Genomic DNA, 19766 nt, shown 5'->3' on the forward strand with positions numbered 1-19766 from the left:
CGCCGCCGGCGGCGAGAGGAACGCCACGACGACCGCGGGCGCGACGACCCCGCTCAGCGCGCCGAGCGTGTCGTGGATGCCGAGCATCCGCCCCATTCGAGCCGGGTAGACGCGAGCGAGCAGGCGCACGGCGACCGTCTTGTGGACGCCCGTCCCGACTCCGATGACGGCCATCGCCGCGACCAGCGCCGCGAACGGCGAGTCGACGACGAGCGCCAGGGCGCCGACCCCCGCGACCGACGCGCCGCCGACGACCACGGGGACCGGACCGATCCGGTCGGCGACCGCGCCGCTGGGGAACTGCATCAGCGCGTACGCGATCATGAACCCCGAGAAGGCGGCACCGATCGTGGCGTTGCTGAGGCCGTACGTCGACTGGAGGGGACCGAAGAGCGGCGGGAAGAGGTAGCGAGCGAACTTCCCGAGGAACCAGATGACCGAGACGAGGATCAGTGCGTCGTAGCCGCCGATCCGCCTGAGTTCCATCTATCGATTGTAGCCGAGCGGGACGTATAAGGGTCGTGAAGACGCCCATCGAGTCAGCGGACCGCGTCGACGTCCGCCATCGCGGCGACCTTCAGGGCCGCCGCGACGTTGAACGCGAGGGCGATCGGCGCCGCGACCACCGCCGCGACGACCGCGGGTACCGGACCGGAGTAAGCGAGGGCGCTCAGCGGGACCGAACAGAGCGCCGTCGCTGCCGCGAGCGCGAGGAAGAACCACAGCGGCCGGTGTCGCGTGACGAGCCCGTACGCCCGCCGAATCGCGGACTCGATCCCGCGGTCCTCCAGCACGAGGACGTACACCGTCGGGAAGAACAGGTACGAGAGGACGAGGAGGGCGACCACGGCAAACACGAGCAGCGGCGGGAACGCGGCCAACGGCACGACGGCGAGGAGGATCGCGGCGACGACGAGCGCCTCCAGCGCGATCAGCCGGACGGCGAACCGTCGGACGTTGGCGACGAAGTCGAATCGACCGGTCGTGATCCCCTCGGCGATGCTCCCGAAGTACCCTGCGCTCAGCGCCCCCGAAACGACGACGTACGCGCCGAGGAGCGGGACGGCGAGCGCGAGTGGCCCGACCGAGTCGAAGGGAACCGACGTCGACGCGCCGCCGTCGCCGGGCGGGTCGATGATGCTCCAGAGGTCGTATCGATAGACGGGGAACGACGCGCTGACGGAGACCACCGTGTCGGTCTCCGCCGTGGCGGCCAGGTCCTCGACGTTGAGGAGCGCTGTGAGAAGCGGAACGAGCGCGAGGGGGAGGAGCCGCTCGACGTGCGCGAGCGTCCGGTCGAGGAGCGGGCCGGGACGGGGCGAGCGGTCGGTGACGGGGCCGGCGGCCGACGGCCCGTCGTCCGGCGAGGCGCCGGCCGGACCGTCGGTCGGCGGTTCGTCGGAGGCCGGGACCATACGGGGAGTTCGAGAGCGGCTCTCAAAAGTGTCAGTGGCGCGACGGCGTCGGCCGTCAAGCCACTCGAGGGTCGAAGCGGGCGTCCGGTCGCCGCGAGACGCCGATCAGAACGGGCCCTTGCCGCCGCCCATCATGTCGCCGAGGCCGCCGCCGTCGCCGCCGCCCATCTTCTTCATCATGCGCTGCATGTCGCCCTCGCCCATCCCCTGGAACTGGCTGATCGTCTGCTCCATCATAGAGTGCTGTTCCAGGAGCTGCCGGACCGTCTCCTCGTCGGTGCCGGAGCCGCGGGCGATCCGCTCCGTGCGCGACTGACCGACGACGCGGGGGTTCGTCAGCTCCTCCTCGGTCATCGAGTCCATGATCCGCTCGAACTTGCGCATCCGGTCTTGGGTGACGTCCATCGCGTCGTCCGGGAGCTGGTCCATCATCCCGCCGCCCATGCCGGGGATCATGTCCATCACCTGGTCGAGCGGCCCCATCCGGTTCATCGCGTCCATCTGCTTTTTCATGTCCTTCAGGGTGAACTCCCCCTGCAGCATGTCCTCGGGGTCCCAGTCCTCGTCGTCCTCCTGGGCCTCCTGCATGGCGCGCTCGACGCGCTCGGAGAGCTGTTTGAGGTCGCCCATCCCGAGCAGCCGGGAGATGAACCCGGAGGGCTCGAACCGCTCGATGTCCTGGACCGTCTCGCCGGTCCCGAGGAAGGCGATGGAGGAGTCGGTCTCGTTGACCGCCGTGAGCGCCCCCCCGCCTTTCGCGGTCCCGTCGAGCTTGGTGATCATCACGCCCTCGATCCCGATCGACTCCTCGAACTGGCGGGCCTGCTCCTTGGCGCCCTGCCCGATCGCGGCGTCGAGGACGAGGAGGGAGCGGTCGGGGTCGACCGCGCGCTCGATCTCCTCGATCTCCGCGATGAGGTCGTCCTCGAGCGCGTGTCGGCCCGCGGTGTCGACGATGTGCACGTCGGCGTCTTCCGTCTCTTCGAGGCCCGTCCGCGCGATGTCGACGGGGTCGTCGTTGTCGGGGTTCCCGTAGAAGTCGACCTCCGCACGCTCGCACATCTGTTTGGCCTGGTCGTACGCGCCCGGCCGGAAGGTGTCCGTCTGGATGACGGCGGGGCGGAGGCCCTTCTTCGAGAACCACCACGCCATCTTCGCGGCGGAGGTGGTCTTCCCCGACCCCTGGAGGCCGGCGAGGAGGATCGTCTGGTTCTCCAAGGGGAGCTCCGTGGAGTCCCCGACGAGGTCGACCATCTCCTCGTAGACGATCTTGAGGACGTGGTCCTTCGCCGTGGTGCCGCCCGGCGGCTCCTCTTCGAGCGCGCGGGTCTTGATCGAGTCCGACAGCTCCATGACGAGGGAGACGTCGACGTCGGCCGAGAGGAGCGAGCGCTGGATCTCCTTGACGATCTCCTCGACGTCGCTCTCGGAGAGGCGGGTCTTCCCCTGGAGCTTGTCGAGGCTGCCCCGCAGGGACGAACCGAGGTCGTCGAGTACCATTTGCCGGAGATAGGCGGTCGACGCGGTAAAGCTTTGTTCGTCGGCGTCGCCCGAGGCGGCCGCGGGATCGGGCGGCCCGCCCGCCTCAGAGCTCCTCGGCGATGTACCGCTCCAGTCGGGTCACGAGCTCCGGGCGAAACGTCCAGAAGCCGTCCCAGACGTTGGTTCGTCCTCGAGCGCGAGCAGTGCGACGTGATCGCCCTCGGAACCGCTCGGCGGCGCGAACACGACGAACCACGACCGCCGGTACGGGTACGAGGTGCCGGTGTGGACCGTCAGCGGGAGCGCCGAGAGCCCGTCGAAGAACGAGCGGAGCGACTCAGCCATGTCCGCCACTCCGGCCGAACGCGGCAAAGTCCTTACTCACGGTTGCGGTCCCCGGCGAGCCGCGCGCCCGCGGCGTCGATTCGGCAGACTCGGGGGTCGTAGCCCGCGTCGGAGAGCCCGGTGCCGAGCGCGAAGACGGTGCGCCCGAGCATCGCCATGGCCGCCCCGGGGCCGTCGGCCGCGCCGCCCGAACCGCCGTTCGCCTCGGCGACCGCGTCGATCGCCTCGGCGACCTCGGGAACGAGGAGGTCCGCCTCGCCGGCGAAGTCGCGGGCCGCGGCCATCAGCGTCGGGAGCCGCGGGTCCGCGCGGAGGCGGTCGAGCGCCGCCTCGCCGGCCGCGGAGAGGGCGGTCGTGTCGCCGCCGAGGACCGCCTCCGTCGACAGCTCGCCGAAGGTGACGTACTCCACGCGGCCGACCGCGGGGATCCCGTCGAGCTTCCCGACGCCCGGCGCGCCGGGCGTCACCCGGATCGGGACGCCGCCGCGCGCCTGCGCGACCACGTCCCCGAGGCCGGTCCCTCGGTTCACCTCCGCCTCGTGGGCGGTCCGGACCAGCTCGTTCTCGGAGCGCCCGCGGTCGAGGGCGTCGTTGGCCGCGAGCGCCGCGCCGAGCGCCGCCGCGCCGGAGACGCCGAAGCCGGCGCCGATCGGGAGGTCGGTCTCGACCGCGACGTCGACGGGGACCCCGTCGGCGTCGCCCGCGCCGCCCGCGGCCCCCAGCTCCGCGAGCACGTCCTCGACCGCGCCGATCGTTCCGGGCTCGCCGTCGATCGCGCGGGATCCGGCGTCGCCGTCGGTCGGGAGGTCGGCGGTCTGCGATCCGTGGGCCGCTGGGTCGGCGGTCCCCGACCCGTCGGTCTCGGTCCCCGCCGCCGACACCCGGACCGTCACGCCGTCGGTGAGGGCGAGTCCGGCCCCGCGCGACCCGGCCGCCGCGGGGCGCTCGGCCGGATGGGCGCTGAAGAAGGCGGTGACGTGCCCGGGAACGAACGCGGTCGCCCGCTGCCTGCTCATGCCGGACCGGAGGACCGCGCGTCGATTAACGGTTGTTATCCGCGGCGGGCGGAGCGTCGACACCGCAGACGGTAAATAGTCCCCACCCAAACCCGCGTCGTATGCGAGACCAGTTGCGTCCCGTCCTCGCCGCGGTCCTCGCGCTGGCGTTCCCGGGGCTCGGTCACCTCGTCTTGCGCCGCTGGGGACGGGCGCTGCTGTGGCACGTCACGGTCGTCGGCGGCGGCGTCGCGCTGCTCGCGCTCTACGACGTCGACCCCGCCGGGCCGGCGGCGTCGCCGGTCGAGGCCGCCGCCGCGCTACCGACCGAGGTCGCGCTCCCGGTCGCCCTCCTCACCGTGCTCTCGTCGATCGACGCCTACGTCGTCGGGCGGGCGGACGTCGCCGAGCGGAAGCGCGTCAACGCGACCGCGGAAGCGGTGCGGCGCCGCGCCGCGAGCGCGGACGACGAGGGCCTCGCCGCCGGCTCGCCGGTCGCCGGACTCACCGGCGAGGGCGGCGAGGCCGTGCGGGTCGAGTGCCCGGCCTGCGGGAAGGAGACCGACGCCGAGCTCGACTTCTGTCACTGGTGTACGGAGCCGCTCCCGTGGAGCGAGGGCGAGTGAGTCTCCCCGGGCGCGAGCTCTCGGGGTCCCGACGCGCCGTGTTCGAATCGGCCGGCGCCGGCGCAAGAGGTGCTGACGGTCGATTGACAGGAGTGGTGCCTATTTGTCCCTCCGCCGCGTGTCGGACGTATGGAACACGCAGAGTACGTGTACACGAGCGGCATGTCCGAGTCCGACGTCGACGACCGCCTCCGAGCGGGCGAGCACGGCGTTCTCGGGCTCGCTGACGCCGACGACTCGTACGCCGTCCCGCTGAGCTACCATTACGACGGCGACCGGTTCCTCCTCCGCGTGAGCGAGCACGACGGCGACAGCGAGAAGGGGAAGTTCATCGAGACGACCGAGACCGCCACGTTCGTGTGCTACGAGGGCTCGGCGACGGAGTCGTGGAGCGTTCAGGTCCGCGGCCCGCTCCGGGAGTGGCAGGGGGACGTCGACGAGGAGACGCTCAACGAGTGGTTTCCGCCGTTTCGGCTGTTCGACGAAGCGGTCGAGCGCGTCGACTTCTCGCTGTACGAACTGGAGGTGGAGACCGTGACCGGTCGGGAGACGGTCAGGTAGTCCCCGTCGGGGTCACTCCACCGGACAGCGGTCGATTCCGAGCGCCCGATACAGCAGACACCGCCGCGTCGCGCCCTCGACGATCAACACCGCGCCGGCGAGGCCGAGGCCGACCGCGGAGCCCACCGGAACGCTCACCTTGCCGCTCGCGACGAGGACGGCGATGACCGCGAGCGCGGCGCCGCCGGCGACCCGTGCGAACGCGTCGATCCGTCCGACGTTTCGTTTCACATACGGGGTAGCGGCTCCGCACGGGAAAGCGCTGAGGTGACTGCGGTCCCGGTCCCGCGCCGTCGGCCCGGCGAATAGTTTCTCACCGCTGATAACTGCGGAGGAACTATCATATATGCCGACGGCAACCGTGACCGTACGGACGCGAACGACGGACGGAACATGAGTCTGAATCCACGGAGATACGACGTACGGGAGCTGCGCCGGATCGCGGACGCACCGCGGGACGGCGCGGACGGAGCGCCTCGGGAGCGGTCGCTTCGTCAGCCGAACCGGAACCGAGCGGAGCAGGCCGCCCGCTCGGCCGCGTTCACGGAGCTGCTCCAGCGCCAGCGAGGGCTGCGGCTGGCCGGCGGCGGGGACCGACCCGCCGACGCCGGCGACCGCCCGTACCTGCGGGCGGTCCCGGCCTCGACGGACGCGGAACGCGAGGTCGGCGAGTGGCTCGGCTACCTCGTCGACGTCGGCGGCCGCCTGCGAGCCCGCGACGCGCTGTCGTACTACGCCGAACTCGGCTGGGTCGCCCCCGACGCGGTCGACGCGCTGACGCGTCGACTGGAGGGGTTCGACGCCCCCCGCCACGATCGGCCGTTCACTCCCGCGGACCACCGGATCAGTCTCGTCTCCATCGTCCGAATCGCTTCGTGTGCGAGTGATTAACAATGAGCGACGACGACGAATCCACGGAGATCAACAGTACAGACGGCCCGGAAGCGGTGGGTGTGAAACTCGGCAGCACGCGGACGGTGCTCGACCTCCCCGACGGACGCGGGGGCCGCGAGCGACACTCGACGCTGACGTGTCTGGCGACGTACGAGGACGCCATCACGGGCGATGAGCGGGTCCTGTTCGGCCACGAGGCCGCGATCGAGTACCCCGACACGGTGCGCTTTATGCTCCGGTCGGGGCTGCCGGAGGACGACGAGAGCGTCGCCGACGCCGAGCGCTTCTTCGAGGCCCTCGTGGACGCCCACGACGTCCCCGAGGACAGCGCGGTCGTCTACGCGGTCCCCACCATCGACAACGAGGCGGGCGTGGAGAACCTCAAGTCGGTCATCGAGGGCTCCTCGATCGGGCAGGCCGAGACGCGGAGCTACCCGGAGTCGCTGTGCGGGGCGATCCCCGCCTACGGCGACGACCTGGCCGCCATCGACGAGGTGTTCGTCTCGATTAACATGGGGTCGACGACGTTGGAGGCGTGCGCCTACCGCCGCGGCGAGCAGCTCTCGCCGTTCTCGACCGGCTCGGTGACGGGCAACGAGGTCGACCGCCGGATCGTCGCCGCCGTCGAGGAGGAGAGCCAGGGGCGCGTCCACATCGACCGGACGACCGCCCGCGAGTACAAGGAGGAGCACGCCGACGTGTACGACTTCGAGCCGTTCACGGACGTGATCCAACAGCCCGGCGGCGGGAGCCACGAGTTCACCGTCGACCGCGGCGTGCGGGAGCCGGTCGACCGCTACATCGACGAGGCGGTCGACGTCGTCGCCAACGAGTTCCTCCCGGAGCTCGCGAACGACCACATGAAGCCGTACCAGCTCGCGCTGGGCCGGCCGGTCGCGGCGACCGGCGGCATGGCCTGCATCCCCGGGCTCGCCGAGGAGTTCGAGAAGCGGCTCTCGGCCGAGCTCGACCGCGACGTCGAGGTCGTCTCCCCCGACGACCCCGCGACCGCCGCCGCCGAGGGCGCCGGTCGGATCGCCGAGCGCCTGATCTGAGCGGTCGCCGCCGTTTTTTAACTGCGTCTCAGACGTCGAACAGCCGGTCGGCGTCCTCCGCCTGTCGGCGGTAGATACCCCGTCCCTTCAGCCGCGGCACCTCGTGTCGGTGGAGCGTCTCGTCCTCGCAGTCGTACACGATTGGGAAGACGTTGGTCCGGCGGCGGGCGACCGTGTACGAGCGCGCCGCGTCGACGAGCGACGGGTCCGGATCGGGAACCGGGAAGACGACGTAGCCGAGGGGGGTCGTCGAGCCGTGCCGGTCGTCGACGCGGTCGACGAGCACGTCGCGGAACGAGTCCGCGACCGCGACGAGGTCCTCCGGGCTGGGGTCCGGCTCGTCGTCGACGAGCGTGGCGATGACGGCGACGGGGCCGATAGAGGCGTCCTCGTCGCGGGTCTCCCATACCGGGTCGAACCCGTTCGTGTACTCGTCGACCGGCTCGAAGCCGTGCTTCCGACGGTTCTCGACGACGGCGTCGCGGTACTGCGTGTGGTCCATACGCTATCACATGACTTGGATGTTAAAAAATGACACACATGGCGGCGACCCGCGCGAACTCCCGGCCGCCTTCGAACGCGCTCGCCGCGTCCGATACCCCTCAGTCACCGGAGCCGATCGAGCTCGTCCGCCGCCGCGAGCGCCGCGATCATGAGCCGGTGTTGCACCGCCCAGAATCGCTTGGCGGCCGCGTACGCGACGGCGACGGCGGCGGCCGCGAGGAGCCCGGCGACCGGGCCGGCCGCGGCGGCGACGACGTACGACTGGTAGCCGAGCGCGCCGACGACGACCGCCGCGACGAGGGTGGCGAGGGGTCGACGCGAGGGGTTCCGAGCGACGTCCGCGAGGCCCCGCAGGTCGCGTTCGAACGCCGGCGGCACCTCGTCGTCGACGCGGATACGGTCCCTCGCGGACCGCGTCCGGGAGTCGCCGTCACCGCGAGCGGTCTCGTCGCCCTCGGCGGCTCGCGTCGAGCGCGGCGATCGAGTCGGTCCCGACATACGAGTGCGAGGAGAGACCTGTCCGGCATATACCTTGCGGGTAGTTCACATTCGACGGGAGCGGGCGACGCGCGTCGGGAGCCCCCTCACTCGTCGTCCGATCTCCCCGGCCACGTGACGGACCCGAGGAACGGGACGCCGGTCCGTTCCGCCGCCCGCGAGATCATGTGCGCGCCGGTCGGCACCGTCAGGAACAGGAAGACGATACCGATGAGCGACGAGAGGCCGGCGCCCCCGGGACCGAAGTGGACGAACCCGGCGAGGAAGACGGCGACCGCACCGATGGTCGCCGGCTTGCTCGTCGCGTGCATCCGGTTGTACACGTTCGGCAGCCGCAACAGCCCGATCGTCCCGACCGTGAGGAAGAACGCCCCGACGACGACGAGCGCGATGACGATCCACGCGCGTATCGGAGTCGATTCGATCATCGGCGTCCCCCTCCGGAGGCGCGCTGCCCGGTCTGACTCTCCCGTCGGGTTCGATGTCGGTAATTCATAGTTGTCACTCGTTCGTAACGATGATGTCGCCCTCGGTGATGAACTTGGCAACCGCGACCGTCGAGAGGAACGCGATGATCGCGAGCACGAGGCTGACGATCACGAAGAGGCCCCGACCGGTCTTGATGGCGAACAGGACGGCGATCGCGACGACGTTCGTCGCGATCGCGTCCAGCGCGACCACGCGGTCGGGGACCGTCGGCCCTCGGACCGCGCGGTAGCCGCACAGCAGGTTCAGCAGCGCCACGAGGACGATCGCGGCGTCGATGACCGCCACCAGCGACCCCTCAGCGGCCATCTCCGTCACCTCCCGTGGCCTCCTCGGTCGGCCGATCGGTCGCCGTCTCCTCCCCCGCTTCCGGAGCCGCCTGCTTGAGCGCGGGATGCGTTCGGTCGGGCGGGTAGACGGCGAAGTCCGGCGCGGGGTCGCTCGGCGAGAGCTCCTCGTCGAAGATGACGAGCGCGTAGCTCTCCCAGTCGCGGATCGGGTCGACGACGTCCTCCGGATCGCTCCCGTCGATCACGTGGACGTACAGCGCGTTCTCCTCGGGGTCGTAGTTGAGCGTGAGCGATCCGGGGGTCATCGTGATGCTGTTGGCGATGGTGGTCACGCCGAGGTCGGTCTGTACGCGCAACGGGATGAGGATCACCTCGGAGTCGGTCGGTCTGGAGGGCGCGAGCACGCGGTACGTGACGTCGAGGCTGGCGACGATCGCCTCCCGAACGAACGTCAGCACGTACCACAGCGCGTACGGGACCGCGCGGATCGACCGGGGGAGGTCGACGGTCTCCCCGTACAGACGCCGAAAGACGAAGGCCGTGGGGAAGCCGACCGCGAGGCCGATCAGCAGCGACCCGACGAGCGGTTCGGGCGCGAGCGGCGGTCCCTGGACGAACACCCAGATGACGCCGAACAGGAACCCGGCGACCGGCCAGGTGCGGGTCACGCGCCGTCACCCCCGCTCAGCCCCACGACGTCGACGTACCCCTCGGAGTCGAGCGCGGCGGCCGCGGCCGTCTCCGCGAACCGGTAGATCGGGTCGAACCCCACGCCGACGAGAACGACGGCCGCGGCGAGCGCGACGAGGACGGCGACCTGACCCGACTCGACGGTCGCGACCTCGACCGCCGTCGTCTCGCGCCCCCAGAAGCCGCCGACCCACACCCGCGTCGCGTACAGGATCGTGAGCACGGCACCGAGGAGCAACGCGACCAGCGCGAGCGCCGACGACGGGCCGGGAGCGGACGCGACTCCCCGGACCGCCGCGTCGAACGCGAGGAGCTTCCCGAAGAACCCGGTCAGCGGCGGGAGGCCGATCAGCGAGAGGAGGCCGACGAAGACGGCCCCCGAGAGCACCGGCGAGTGGCCGGCGAAGCCGCCGAGGTCCGCCAGGCGGTCCGTCTTCGTCGCGTCCTCGACGGCGGCCGCCGAGAGGAAGAGCAGTCCCTTCGCGAGCGCGTGGTGGAGCGCGAACACGAGCGCGGCGGCGATGGCGACCCCGCGGAGCGTCCCCGCGGGAGGCGCCGCGGCGGCGACGGCGACGGGCACGGCGATGAAGCCGACCTGCCCGATGCTCGAGTACGCGAACACGGCCCCGAGCCGGTCCCGGCCGACGGCGCCGAACCCGCCGACGACGATGCTCGCAACCCCCATCGCCCCCAGCACCGGGGCGAGGAAGCCGAGGGGTGACGCGGCGGTGAGGCCCGGCGCGTCGACGGGGACCGACGCGGCGGCGAGGACCGTGAAGTAGAGGCGAACGATCGCGTAGATCCCGACCTTCTTCGTGACGCCGGCGAACATCGCGGTGATCGGCGCCGGGGCGGCGGTGTAGGCGGCGGGCACCCAGAACTGGAAGGGGACGAGCCCGGCCTTCAGCGCGAACACCGCGAGCAACAGGGCCGACAGCCCGACGACGGGCGCGGGATCGATGCCGTACGCGTCGGGAGCCGCCAGTCGTCGGGCCATGTCGGCCATGTTGAGCGTCCCCGTGGTGGCGTACAGGCCGCCGACGGCGACGAGCATGAGCGAGCTTCCGAACACGTTCATCACCAGGTACCGGAACGACGCCGCGGTGGCGTGGTCGGTGCCGTAGAAGGCGACGAAGACGTAACTGACGATCAGCATCACCTCGAACCAGACGAAGAGGTTGAACAGGTCGCCGGTGAGGAACGCGCCGGTCGCGCCCACGAGGAGCATGTGGAACAGCGGATGGTAGTACACGCGCTGGTTCTCGGCGGTCACGTACCGGAGCGAGAACAGTATCGACGCGGCGCCGACGCCCGCGGCGATCGTCAGCATGAACGCCGACAGCCCGTCCAGAACGAGCGTGATCCCGAAGGGGGCGGGCCAGCCGCCCACCTGATACGCGGCCGCGCCGGGCGCCGCCGGCCCGAGAACCACCGACCAGACGGCGGCGGACACGGTCCCGACGTAGGCGACGGCGCCGGCCACGCTCGTCGCGCGCTGTATCCGGGGCCGCCGACCGAGCGCGAGCGTCAGCACGGCGGTGGTTACCGCGGCTAGTAGCGGCGCGATCACGAACCGGCTCATGGCTTCCACTCCGTGACGTCCATACTCTCGTTCTCCTCGTACGCGCGGTACGACAGCACGAGCGCCAGCGCGGTCGTTCCGAGGCTGATGACGATCGCCGTCAGGACGAGCGCCTGTACCACCGGGTCGGCGACTTCGGGGACGCCGCCGCCGTGGACCTCGAGGACGGGCACGAGGTCCCCGGTACCCTCGTCGATGCCCCCCATCGCGATCAGGTAGACGAACGTCGCCTGGGAGACGACGGCGACGCCCAACACGACCCGAACCAGGTCCCGTTGTAACAGCAGGAACGTCCCGACGGCGAACAGCCCGCCGACCGCGACCGCGAGGGCGACGCTCATCGCTCACCGCCCCCGCGTCGGCCGGACGGAATCGTTTCGCGCCGCCTCATTCCGCGCTCACCACCGAGACGATAGTCAGGAGGCTGCCGACGACGACGAGGTACACGCCCAGGTCGAACGCGAGCGCGCTCGCGAGTTCGACCTCGTGGTAGATCGGGACGCCTTCGAGGTGGACGTACCCCTGAGTCAGGAACGGGTCGCCGACGAGGAGCCCCGCGAATCCGCTGCCGAGCACGATCACCAGGCCCGCGAGCAACGTGCGGCGGTAGGCGGTGACGGTGCGGTGTTCGAAGACGCTGGTGCCGGCCTCGACCTCCCGGCCGAGCACCCCAGACTCCAGGTAGTCGAGGTCGTGGGCGACGTATATCAGCACGAACGCCGCCGCGGTGAGGACGCCGCCGATGAAGCCGCCGCCGGGCAGGTTGTGGCCCTGTAAGAACAGCGAGATGGAGACGACGAGCACGATGGGGACGGTCACTCGGGCGGTCGTCCGCATGATCGTCGTCGTCACGGCGACTCACCTCCGTCGAGGACCGCTTCCTCGTCGCCCTCGGTCACCGTCTCACCGCGGGTCCGCATCGTCACGAGCACGAGGATGGCGATCGCGGCGATCGTGACGACCAGTAGTTCGCCCAGCGTGTCGAACGCCCGGAAGTCCACGAGGATGACGTTGACGACGTTCGAGCCGCCGCCGCCCGGAATCGCCTGCTCCGTGTAGTACGTGGCGACGCTCGTCGGCTCGGCGTCGGGACCGGGTATCGTCAGGAGTACCGAGACGAACGCCGTCGCGCCCACGAGGATCGACACGGCCGCGTCGCGAGCGATGGCGAGCGGGCGGACGTCCGAGTAAAACGACGGCAGCCGCTGGAGGACGAGCAGGAAGACGAGGAGGACGAGCGTCTCGACGACCAGCTGCGTGAGCGCCAGGTCCGGCGCGCTCGCGAGGATGAAGAAGATGGCGAGCATGAACCCGAGGATCGACAGCGTGAGCACGCCGGACACGTGCGACGACGCGGTCGCCACGGCCACGCCGGCGAGGGTCGCGACGCCCAGCACGACGGCGACAGCCAGCGGAACGCGGACCCCGCCGGCCCCGAGGGACGCTCCCGCCGCGGCGAAGCCGGCGAGCGCGAACAGGCTCCCGGCCGCCGCCACCCACCCCACGTACGTCCGGAGGAGGCCGTCGTGGACCGCCGAGCCGAACCGAGCGCTCGTCGGCGCGGCCGTCGAGACGATCCGGTCGTACCACCCGCTGGGTCGAACCGGAATCGGCGCGTCGACGCCGCGGTTGATTCCCGCCGCGAGACGCTCTCGAAGCGGGTACGCGGCGAACCCGCCGATGACGGCGACGGCGGACATCGCGACCGGCGGCGAGAGGTGCGTCGGCAGTCCGACCTCGAGCTGGGCCTCGCCGGTGGCGGTGGCCTCGACGGCGCCCTGGACGATACCGTCGACCGCCAACTGCGGCGCGAGGCTGACGACGACCGCCGCGACGGCCAGCACGGCCGGGGGTGCGACCATCGCGATCGGCGGTCGGTGGACGTCCGCGACCGGGGCCCGCCGCTCGCCGAAGAACAGCGCGAGGAACTTTATCGAGTAGACGACGGTCAACACGCTCGCGAGCGTCGCCACGACTGGATACAGCCACGCGATGCCGCCGGCCTCGTGGGCGACTTCGTACGCCGCCTCGAACAGCAGTTCCTTGGAGTAGAAGCCGTTGAACGGCGGGATGCCGGCCATGCTCAACGCGGCGACCGCGGTGACGGCGGCCGTCACCGGGAGCTCCCGCCAGAGTCCGCCGAGGTCGTCGAGATTTCGGGTCCCGGCCTCGTGAACGACGATCCCTGCAACGAGGAACAGCGGCGCCTTGAACAGCGCGTGGTTGAGGAGGTGAAAGGCGCCGGCCTCGCCGCCGTAGACGATGTCGAAGCCGAAGCCCGCGACCATCAGCCCGAGGTGGCTCGCCGTCGAGTAGGCGAGCAGCTCCTTCGTGTCGGTCGCGGCGACGGCCAGCAGCGCTCCGACGGTCATGGTCAGGAGGCCCAGGGTCGCGACGAGCGACACCCATTCGGGACTCATCAGGAGGGGGCGCACGCGGCCGAGGAAGTAGACGCCCACCTTCACCATCGTCGCGGAGTGGAGGAACGCGGAGACGGGCGTCGGCGCGACCATGGCGTTCGGCAGCCAGAAGTGGAGCGGCACCTGCGCCGACTTGGCGGCGGCGGCGACGACGATCAGCCCCAGCGCCGGGACGAACAGCCCCGACTCGCGGAGGGCCGCGCGCATCGCCTCGTCGTTCGCGATCATCGCCGTCAGGTCGAACGTCGCGCCGCCGAGGGCGCCCCGCGCCGCCGCCGCGAGCATCAGCACCCCCGCGAGCAGGCACAGGCCGCCGCCCACGGTGACGACCATCGCCATCCGCGCCGAGTAGCGCGACTCGTCGTCGTCGGTGTGGTGACCGATGAGCACGAACGAGCAGAGGCTGGTCAGCTCCCAGAACAGGAAGACGAACACGAGGTCGGAGGCGAGCGCGACGCCGAGTATCGAACCCATGAACGCCAACAGCGCCGCGTAGTAGCGCGCTAACCCCGCTTCGCCGTGCATGTACGCGGCCGAGTAGACGAACACGAGGACGCCGATGCCGCTGGCGAGGAGCGCGAAGAGGAGCCCCCACCCGTCCACGGTGAACTGGGCCCCGATGTCGAGCGCGGGGACCCACGGCACCCCGACGGTACCGTAGCTGCCGATCCCCGTCGCCAGCAGTCCGAAACTGGCCGCCGCCACGGCGGCGCCCGCGTAGCCGGTCCGTTCGCCGAGGACGCGATACAGAAGCGGCGAGAGGGCTGCTGCAACGAAGGGGAGCGCGACGGCGGTCGTTACGATTGTCAGGTCCGGTGCCATCAGTAAGGGGCTTATCGGCCGAGGTGTCGCCGCCGGCCACCGGCTCGTCGGCCTCTACCTCACCATCTGATGCCTCCGCTAAAACTCCTGTGCCTGATGCGGTGGCGGCGGTCGAACGAGACCCGAGGCGGCGCGCTTCCCGATCGGGATATTGCTCGCGGCAGAATAGTCCCGGGCGGATATCGAACCACGGTCACTCCGCTTCGCTCCGTTCTCGGATTCGAATCCGTATTGCGACTATTCGTCCTCACTTCGTTCGGAGAATAGTCCCGGGCGGATTCGAACCGCCGTCAATGGCTGACTTCGGGCATCCGACGGCCGTCTCCGGCGAGACGGACGGCGATCGCGTCTCAACCGCGGACGCCGACGGATTCCCTCCAAAGGCCATTATGATTGGCCACTACACCACGGGACTGCGACCGGTGATTGCCCGCGCGCACTCAAGTAGGTTACTTTCCCCGACCGGTCGGCGACCGATCGCCGGAGCTACGTGCGCCGATCGCGGAACCCCCGGAGATGGCAACCATCCTCGTCACGGGGAGCTGCGGCGGCGTCGGGAGCTGGACGGTGGACCACTTCGCCGAGGCCGGCCACGAGGTCGTGGGCGTCGACCGACGGCTCCCGTCGGGCACCCGCGAGAACGCCGCGTTCAAGGCGGCCGACCTGACCGACTACGGCGAGACGAAACAGCTGGTCGAGGCCGCCGACCCGGACGCCGTCGTCCACCTCGCCGCGATCCCGAACCCGGACCACCACGCCGGCTCGCGCGTCTTCGAGAACAACGTCGTCAGCACCTACAACGTCCTCGACGCCGCGGGCGCGGCCGGCGCGCGGATCGCGTGGGCGTCGAGCGAGAGCTGCTACGGTCACGCCTTCGCCGAGGAGCACTGGCTCCCCGACGCGTTCCCGATCGACGAGGAGACGCCGACCGAGCCGGAGGACCCGTACGGCCTCTCGAAGGTCGTCGGCGAGGAGATCGCGGCGCGGGTCGCCCGGCGGTACGGCGTCTCCGCCGTCTCGCTGCGCGCCTCGTGGGTGAACTACCCCGGGGCCTACGAGACCCGCGCGGCGCGGGAGGGGTTCGACCCCGCGACCGCCGAGCCGAGCGGTAACTTCTGGAGCTACGTCGACGTCCGCGACCTGATCGCCGCGGTCGAGGCCGCGATCGACCCGGCCGCTCCGGAACCGCCGGTCGCGGGTCACGAGGCCGTGCTCGTCACCGCGGCGGAGAACTTCGTCGGGCGCGACACGGCCGCCGCGATCGAGGCGGTCCACGGCGACCTCCCCGACGACTGCGACCTCGACGGCGACGAGACCGCCTTCGACCTCGGGAAGGCGAAGCGGGTGCTCGGCTGGGAGCCGGCGCACTCCTGGCGGGAGGCGGAAGGAGTCGACGTCGACGGTCCCGAATTCGTCTGACCCCTCGACGCGCGGGGCGTCGCCGCGTCGGCGAGCGCGTCACTCCCGGCCGGCGTCGTCGCTCCCGGGGTCGTCGTCCCCCGCCGCGTCCGTTCCCGTCGCCTCGGCACCGTCGGAGTCTGCACCGTCATCGTCGACATCGACGTCGGCACCGTCACCGTCGCGCGCGTCGACGTCTTCGGCGCCCACCGCTCCGTCGGCGGCCGTGAGGTCGTCGACCGCGGGCGCGTCGCCGTCCTCCCCTTCGGAGAGTGCGTCGACCGACGGCGGAGACGGCGGCCGGTAGGTGTAGACGAAATCGCCGGCCACGGCGTGGTACGCGCCCGTCTCGGGGTCCTCCACGACGCCGGTGTCGTTGTCGATGGCGAAGTCAACGAGGTCGCGCAGGCTCTCCGCCTCCGCCTCGGGGCGCTCGTGGACGGACGCCGGGAGTCGGAACGTCGTGATCCACTCCGCGAACTCGGACCGGTCGTCCCTGTACGAGAGGTAGTCGCGCTCGGCGGGCGTGAGCGCGAACTCGCGCTCCCTTCGGGCGTACACCAGCGCGCCGGCTCCGGCGAGGCCGACCACGAACAGGAGCGGCCCGCCGATGGACCGGAGGGGGCCGTAGCTCTGATCGACGGTCACCGTCTCCGTGCGGTCCGAGGTGTCCGACCGGACGCCGGGGTCGGAGACGGTGTAGGTGTCGCCGCCGTGGTCGATTCCGAGCCGGACCGTCCGGGCGTACGAGGTCGGCTCGCCGTTGATCGTTCCCTCGACCGCCACGTCGGTGACGACGAACGTCTCCGTCTCCCCGGGCGACGCGCCGAGCTCCTCCTCGATCTCGGCCGCGGTCGCGTCGACCGCGGAGCTGTTGAGCGCGAACGACGCCGTCGCGGTCCCCCCGGGGTCCACGTCCGAGACCGTCTCCGACGCCAGGGGCTCCCGCTCGCTCCAGTAGACGACGTTCCCGTCCTCGCCGACGTTGCGGATGACGAGGACGGAGTCGAACCGCACGTCGACGTCCGACGCGGACGCGGCCGCGTACGTCGTCTCGACGGCGACGTCGAGTTCGGGAGCGATCCGCGTGAAGTACGTGGTACGGTCGTCGAGGACGGTCCCGATCTGGAACACCGAGTTCGGCTCGGTCACCTCGGCGGTGTGGTTGTACGCCGTCTCGACGGTGAACGAGGAGACGGTCCGCTCGCGGGTCTCGGTGCCGGGATCGACGTGGGTCGTGTAGACGAGCGCGCCGCCGACGGCGGCCGCGATCAGCAAGACCGCGACGATCACGGCGAACTGTGCGTCTAACACCGCGCGGAGCCGGAGTCGGTTCTCGTCTGGGGATGAGGAGCTCATTCGGTCACCTGTAGATCTGGCGGAGGAGGCGGCGATACAGCGGGGGTTTCTCGCGCGATTCACGGGAGCGTATCCGCGCGGGCTCGCCGCGCAGCAGGACGAGCCCGATCCCGGCGATGGTGCCGCCGAGCAGGCCGTCGATCGCGACGATCGGCGCCCACGGGTGGACGCCGTACAGCTCGTCGATCACGCCGCGCGGGAGCACCGCGAGATACCGGTGCTCGGCGACGAACAGCCGGTAGTAGCCGGTCTCCGGCGGGGCGGTGAGCGTCACGGTGGTCGACGCCTCGCCCCGGCTCTCGACGCTGAGCCGCTGTGGCTCGACCTCGACGCCGGGGCTCGCCGGGGTGACGTACGCGTACACCGGCACCAGTCCGGAGTTGGGGACGACGTACTCCAGCTCCTGGCTCGTGCCGCGCTCGATGACGGTGGGGTTCTCGGACTCGAACTCGGCGCTCACGACGCCGTACTCCTGCGTGCCGGCCGGGACGACCATCGCCGCGGTCGCGGTCGCCATCAGCACCAGCGCGAGCACGGCGACGATCAGGAACACGGAGGTGCCGTCGTCGCGGGAGCGGTCGCGTTCGCGGGTCTCGCGCGCGTTTCGAGTCAGGTACCAGTCGGCCGCGTACGCGACCGCCGAGAGCCCGAAGAGGATGTACGCCAACCCCTGCGTTCCCTGGAACGACCGGACCCCGAAGGTGACCGCCAGCCACGTCTGGACCGAGGCGAGCCCCGACTGGATCGCCATCGCGACGGTGCCCAGGTGGGGGATGACGACCACGCTCCCGCCGACCTGGAGCGCCACCGCGACCACGTCGGCGTCCTGCACCACGGGCTCGCCCCCATCCTGATCGGTGAAGGGGTTGTTGTCGCCCCGCGTTACGTACCCCCGTTCCGTCTCCTCGACGACGCGGTGGGTGGTCAGCCCGCCCCCCTCTATCTCCTGCGCGTCGAAGGTCACCACGTCGCCGACGCCGACGTCGCCGGCGAGCGGCGCGGGGATCGCCACGAACCCGTCGCCGGGGTCCAGCGTGGGCTGCATGCTTCCGGTCTCGACGAAGCTGAGCAGGATCGGCTGTCCGAGCAGCTGGCCGACGACCAGCGAGAGGACGACGAGGACGACCGCGACCTGCAGCGTTATCGAGAGGATGCGTTTCGGTGACATGTGTCGTGGGTTGGCGCGGGCGTCGCGCTGCGGGCGTCGGTTCCGCCGCGGGCGTTGGTTCCGTCGCGGGCGTCGGTTCCGCCTCGAGCGTCGGTTCCGCCGCGGTTCGGCGAGGCTTTCCGATCATGGAATGTAATCGACACGTTATAAGTTCGGGGTTCGGAGCAGGACGTGGCGGGAAGCCGCCCGTCGGGTCGCGGGCCCGGGATCCCGCGTCGCGAGGTCACGTCTCGAACACCCCGACCGCGAGCAGCGCGAACGGGCCGATGAAGGCGAGACAGAAGCCCAGCAGGTGGACGTAGAGGTTCACGACGCTGCCCGCGCCGGTCGGATCGGCCGGGAAGCCGACGACCGGATAGCCGACGACCAAGACCGCGCCGACGGCGAACAGGTCGCCCTCGCCCGGCCGCGAGGCGACCGTGCGGACGCCCTCGCGGACCGTCTCGCGGATCGGGATCCCGGCGCTCGACGCGTAGAGGACGGCGAGGAGCGCGCCGGCGACGCCGGTCGCGAGCCCGGCGATGCCCGGGCCGGTCGCCGAGACCGGGAGCGCGAGCAGCGCGATCCAGCCGACGAGCGCGAAGAAGACCGCGGGCAGCGCGCGGAGCGAGGCCCCCGGCGCGAAGCGCGCACGGGCGTACGTCCCGAGCAGCAGCGGGAGCAGCCCCGCGAGCGCCATGTTGATCCCGGAGAAGCCGAACCCGACCGCGTCTCGGGGCACGGCGAGGTTCAGCGCCGAGAGGACGAGCGGGAACGCCAGCAGCAACGTCGCCAGCGCGGTCAAAAAGAAGCGGCGGGCGCCCCCGAAGACCGCGAGCGCGTAGCCGACGCCCGCGAGGAGACAGTACCCCGCGAGGTTGCCGGCGAGGTGGCCGGCGTCGAGGTGGACGTAGTGCGCGGCGAACGCGGTCGGAACGGTCGGGTCCGCGTACGCGAACGCGAGCGACCGGCGAGTCGCCTCCGGGAGCGAGAAGACGCCGACCAGCACCGCCGGCACCGCGAGCAGGACGAGCAGGTCGACGGCCCGGGCGCTCGCGAGTAGCTCCCGGCGGAGGGCGTGGTCGGCGGCGCGGTCGGCGCTCGCGGCGCCGGCGGCGCGGTCGCGCTCGTCGGTCGGTGGCGCGGTCACGGACGGGACCTCGCAGACCAGCGGTTAAGGCCTGTCGGCGCGCGTCT

The 19766-nt window shown here is 71.1% G+C and carries 22 protein-coding genes, 1 tRNA gene and 1 pseudogene; 5 read left to right on the forward strand and 19 right to left on the reverse strand.

Features of this window, described 5'->3' with window-relative positions:
- From DJ74_RS17875 to DJ74_RS17895, 5 genes and pseudogenes are all read right to left on the reverse strand, one after another.
- Positions 1 to 486, reverse strand: a 486-nt coding sequence (locus DJ74_RS17875) for an MFS transporter (protein WP_141212757.1), incomplete at its 3' end; no start/stop codon positions are given.
- A gap of 53 nt (positions 487 to 539) precedes the next feature.
- On the reverse strand, positions 540 to 1415 hold the full coding sequence (locus DJ74_RS17880; protein WP_249269087.1) for a hypothetical protein: 876 nt from the start codon (positions 1413 to 1415) through the stop codon (positions 540 to 542).
- A gap of 105 nt (positions 1416 to 1520) precedes the next feature.
- Positions 1521 to 2915 (reverse strand): signal recognition particle protein Srp54, encoded by a 1395-nt coding sequence (locus tag DJ74_RS17885; RefSeq protein WP_094524978.1) that lies wholly within the window; start codon positions 2913 to 2915, stop codon positions 1521 to 1523.
- Positions 2916 to 3000: 85 nt separating this feature from the next.
- Positions 3001 to 3215: pseudogene (locus DJ74_RS17890) on the reverse strand (histidine kinase); the annotation flags it as partial.
- 59 nt (positions 3216 to 3274) lie between these two features.
- Positions 3275 to 4258: a pantoate kinase gene (locus tag DJ74_RS17895; protein WP_094528177.1), complete on the reverse strand. Its 984-nt coding sequence runs from the start codon at positions 4256 to 4258 to the stop codon at positions 3275 to 3277.
- A gap of 101 nt (positions 4259 to 4359) precedes the next feature.
- Between DJ74_RS17895 and DJ74_RS17900 the strand changes: the two genes are divergently transcribed.
- Both DJ74_RS17900 and DJ74_RS17905 read left to right on the forward strand, forming a co-directional pair.
- Positions 4360 to 4863 (forward strand): hypothetical protein, encoded by a 504-nt coding sequence (locus tag DJ74_RS17900; protein ID WP_094524976.1) that lies wholly within the window; start codon positions 4360 to 4362, stop codon positions 4861 to 4863.
- A 129-nt stretch (positions 4864 to 4992) separates the two neighbouring features.
- Positions 4993 to 5424 (forward strand): pyridoxamine 5'-phosphate oxidase family protein, encoded by a 432-nt coding sequence (locus DJ74_RS17905; RefSeq protein WP_094524975.1) that lies wholly within the window; start codon positions 4993 to 4995, stop codon positions 5422 to 5424.
- Positions 5425 to 5436: 12 nt separating this feature from the next.
- Here DJ74_RS17905 and DJ74_RS17910 read toward each other — a convergent pair whose 3' ends face one another.
- Positions 5437 to 5655 carry a DUF2892 domain-containing protein gene (locus tag DJ74_RS17910; protein ID WP_094528179.1) on the reverse strand — a complete coding sequence of 73 codons (219 nt, stop codon included), beginning with the start codon at positions 5653 to 5655 and terminating at the stop codon, positions 5437 to 5439.
- 162 nt (positions 5656 to 5817) lie between these two features.
- Between DJ74_RS17910 and DJ74_RS17915 the strand changes: the two genes are divergently transcribed.
- Positions 5818 to 6315: a FlaD/FlaE family flagellar protein gene (locus DJ74_RS17915; RefSeq protein WP_094524973.1), complete on the forward strand. Its 498-nt coding sequence runs from the start codon at positions 5818 to 5820 to the stop codon at positions 6313 to 6315.
- A gap of 2 nt (positions 6316 to 6317) precedes the next feature.
- Complete coding sequence (locus DJ74_RS17920) at positions 6318 to 7373, forward strand: hypothetical protein (RefSeq protein ID WP_094528181.1); 1056 nt, start codon at positions 6318 to 6320, stop codon at positions 7371 to 7373.
- A gap of 28 nt (positions 7374 to 7401) precedes the next feature.
- Here DJ74_RS17920 and DJ74_RS17925 read toward each other — a convergent pair whose 3' ends face one another.
- The 10 genes from DJ74_RS17925 to DJ74_RS17970 form a co-directional block, all read right to left on the reverse strand.
- Positions 7402 to 7875, reverse strand: coding sequence for a hypothetical protein (locus DJ74_RS17925; protein ID WP_094524971.1), 474 nt, complete (start codon positions 7873 to 7875; stop codon positions 7402 to 7404).
- Positions 7876 to 7979: 104 nt separating this feature from the next.
- Entirely contained in the window at positions 7980 to 8375 is a 396-nt protein-coding gene (locus DJ74_RS17930; protein ID WP_094528183.1) for a hypothetical protein, read from the reverse strand.
- 86 nt (positions 8376 to 8461) lie between these two features.
- Positions 8462 to 8803 carry a monovalent cation/H(+) antiporter subunit G gene (gene mnhG / locus DJ74_RS17935; protein WP_094524969.1) on the reverse strand — a complete coding sequence of 114 codons (342 nt, stop codon included), beginning with the start codon at positions 8801 to 8803 and terminating at the stop codon, positions 8462 to 8464.
- A gap of 73 nt (positions 8804 to 8876) precedes the next feature.
- Complete coding sequence (locus DJ74_RS17940) at positions 8877 to 9170, reverse strand: monovalent cation/H+ antiporter complex subunit F (RefSeq protein ID WP_094524968.1); 294 nt, start codon at positions 9168 to 9170, stop codon at positions 8877 to 8879.
- The gene (locus tag DJ74_RS17945) at positions 9160 to 9819 is read right to left on the reverse strand and encodes a Na+/H+ antiporter subunit E (RefSeq protein ID WP_094528185.1); all 660 of its coding nucleotides are present in this window, start codon (positions 9817 to 9819) and stop codon (positions 9160 to 9162) included. The genes DJ74_RS17940 and DJ74_RS17945 overlap by 11 nt, the downstream gene beginning before the upstream one ends.
- Positions 9816 to 11423 carry a complex I subunit 5 family protein gene (locus tag DJ74_RS17950; RefSeq protein ID WP_094528187.1) on the reverse strand — a complete coding sequence of 536 codons (1608 nt, stop codon included), beginning with the start codon at positions 11421 to 11423 and terminating at the stop codon, positions 9816 to 9818. The genes DJ74_RS17945 and DJ74_RS17950 overlap by 4 nt, the downstream gene beginning before the upstream one ends.
- Positions 11420 to 11764 carry a sodium:proton antiporter gene (locus DJ74_RS17955; RefSeq protein WP_094524965.1) on the reverse strand — a complete coding sequence of 115 codons (345 nt, stop codon included), beginning with the start codon at positions 11762 to 11764 and terminating at the stop codon, positions 11420 to 11422. Before DJ74_RS17955 ends, DJ74_RS17950 begins: the two co-directional genes overlap by 4 nt.
- A gap of 46 nt (positions 11765 to 11810) precedes the next feature.
- The gene (locus tag DJ74_RS17960) at positions 11811 to 12275 is read right to left on the reverse strand and encodes an MnhB domain-containing protein (protein WP_094524964.1); all 465 of its coding nucleotides are present in this window, start codon (positions 12273 to 12275) and stop codon (positions 11811 to 11813) included.
- Positions 12272 to 14665: a hydrogen gas-evolving membrane-bound hydrogenase subunit E gene (gene mbhE / locus DJ74_RS19845; RefSeq protein ID WP_094528188.1), complete on the reverse strand. Its 2394-nt coding sequence runs from the start codon at positions 14663 to 14665 to the stop codon at positions 12272 to 12274. The genes DJ74_RS17960 and mbhE overlap by 4 nt, the downstream gene beginning before the upstream one ends.
- A gap of 264 nt (positions 14666 to 14929) precedes the next feature.
- Positions 14930 to 15080: transfer RNA gene (locus tag DJ74_RS17970), tRNA-Gln, on the reverse strand.
- Between the two features lie 101 nt (positions 15081 to 15181).
- On the opposite strand from DJ74_RS17970, the gene DJ74_RS17975 reads away from it, so the two are divergent.
- Positions 15182 to 16084 carry an NAD(P)-dependent oxidoreductase gene (locus tag DJ74_RS17975; protein ID WP_094524962.1) on the forward strand — a complete coding sequence of 301 codons (903 nt, stop codon included), beginning with the start codon at positions 15182 to 15184 and terminating at the stop codon, positions 16082 to 16084.
- A gap of 39 nt (positions 16085 to 16123) precedes the next feature.
- On the opposite strand, the gene DJ74_RS17980 is transcribed toward DJ74_RS17975, so the two are convergent.
- The 3 genes from DJ74_RS17980 to DJ74_RS17990 form a co-directional block, all read right to left on the reverse strand.
- The gene (locus tag DJ74_RS17980) at positions 16124 to 17422 is read right to left on the reverse strand and encodes a DUF5305 domain-containing protein (RefSeq protein WP_094528190.1); all 1299 of its coding nucleotides are present in this window, start codon (positions 17420 to 17422) and stop codon (positions 16124 to 16126) included.
- A 4-nt stretch (positions 17423 to 17426) separates the two neighbouring features.
- Positions 17427 to 18590, reverse strand: a complete 1164-nt coding sequence (locus tag DJ74_RS17985) for a signal peptidase I (protein ID WP_094524960.1) — start codon at positions 18588 to 18590, stop codon at positions 17427 to 17429.
- 223 nt (positions 18591 to 18813) lie between these two features.
- Entirely contained in the window at positions 18814 to 19719 is a 906-nt protein-coding gene (locus tag DJ74_RS17990) for a hypothetical protein (protein WP_254922198.1), read from the reverse strand.
- Between the last annotated feature and the right edge of the window lie 47 nt (positions 19720 to 19766).

The sequence above is a fragment of the Halorubrum sp. Ea8 genome (genome assembly GCF_002252925.1).
Taxonomy (GTDB): domain Archaea; phylum Halobacteriota; class Halobacteria; order Halobacteriales; family Haloferacaceae; genus Halorubrum.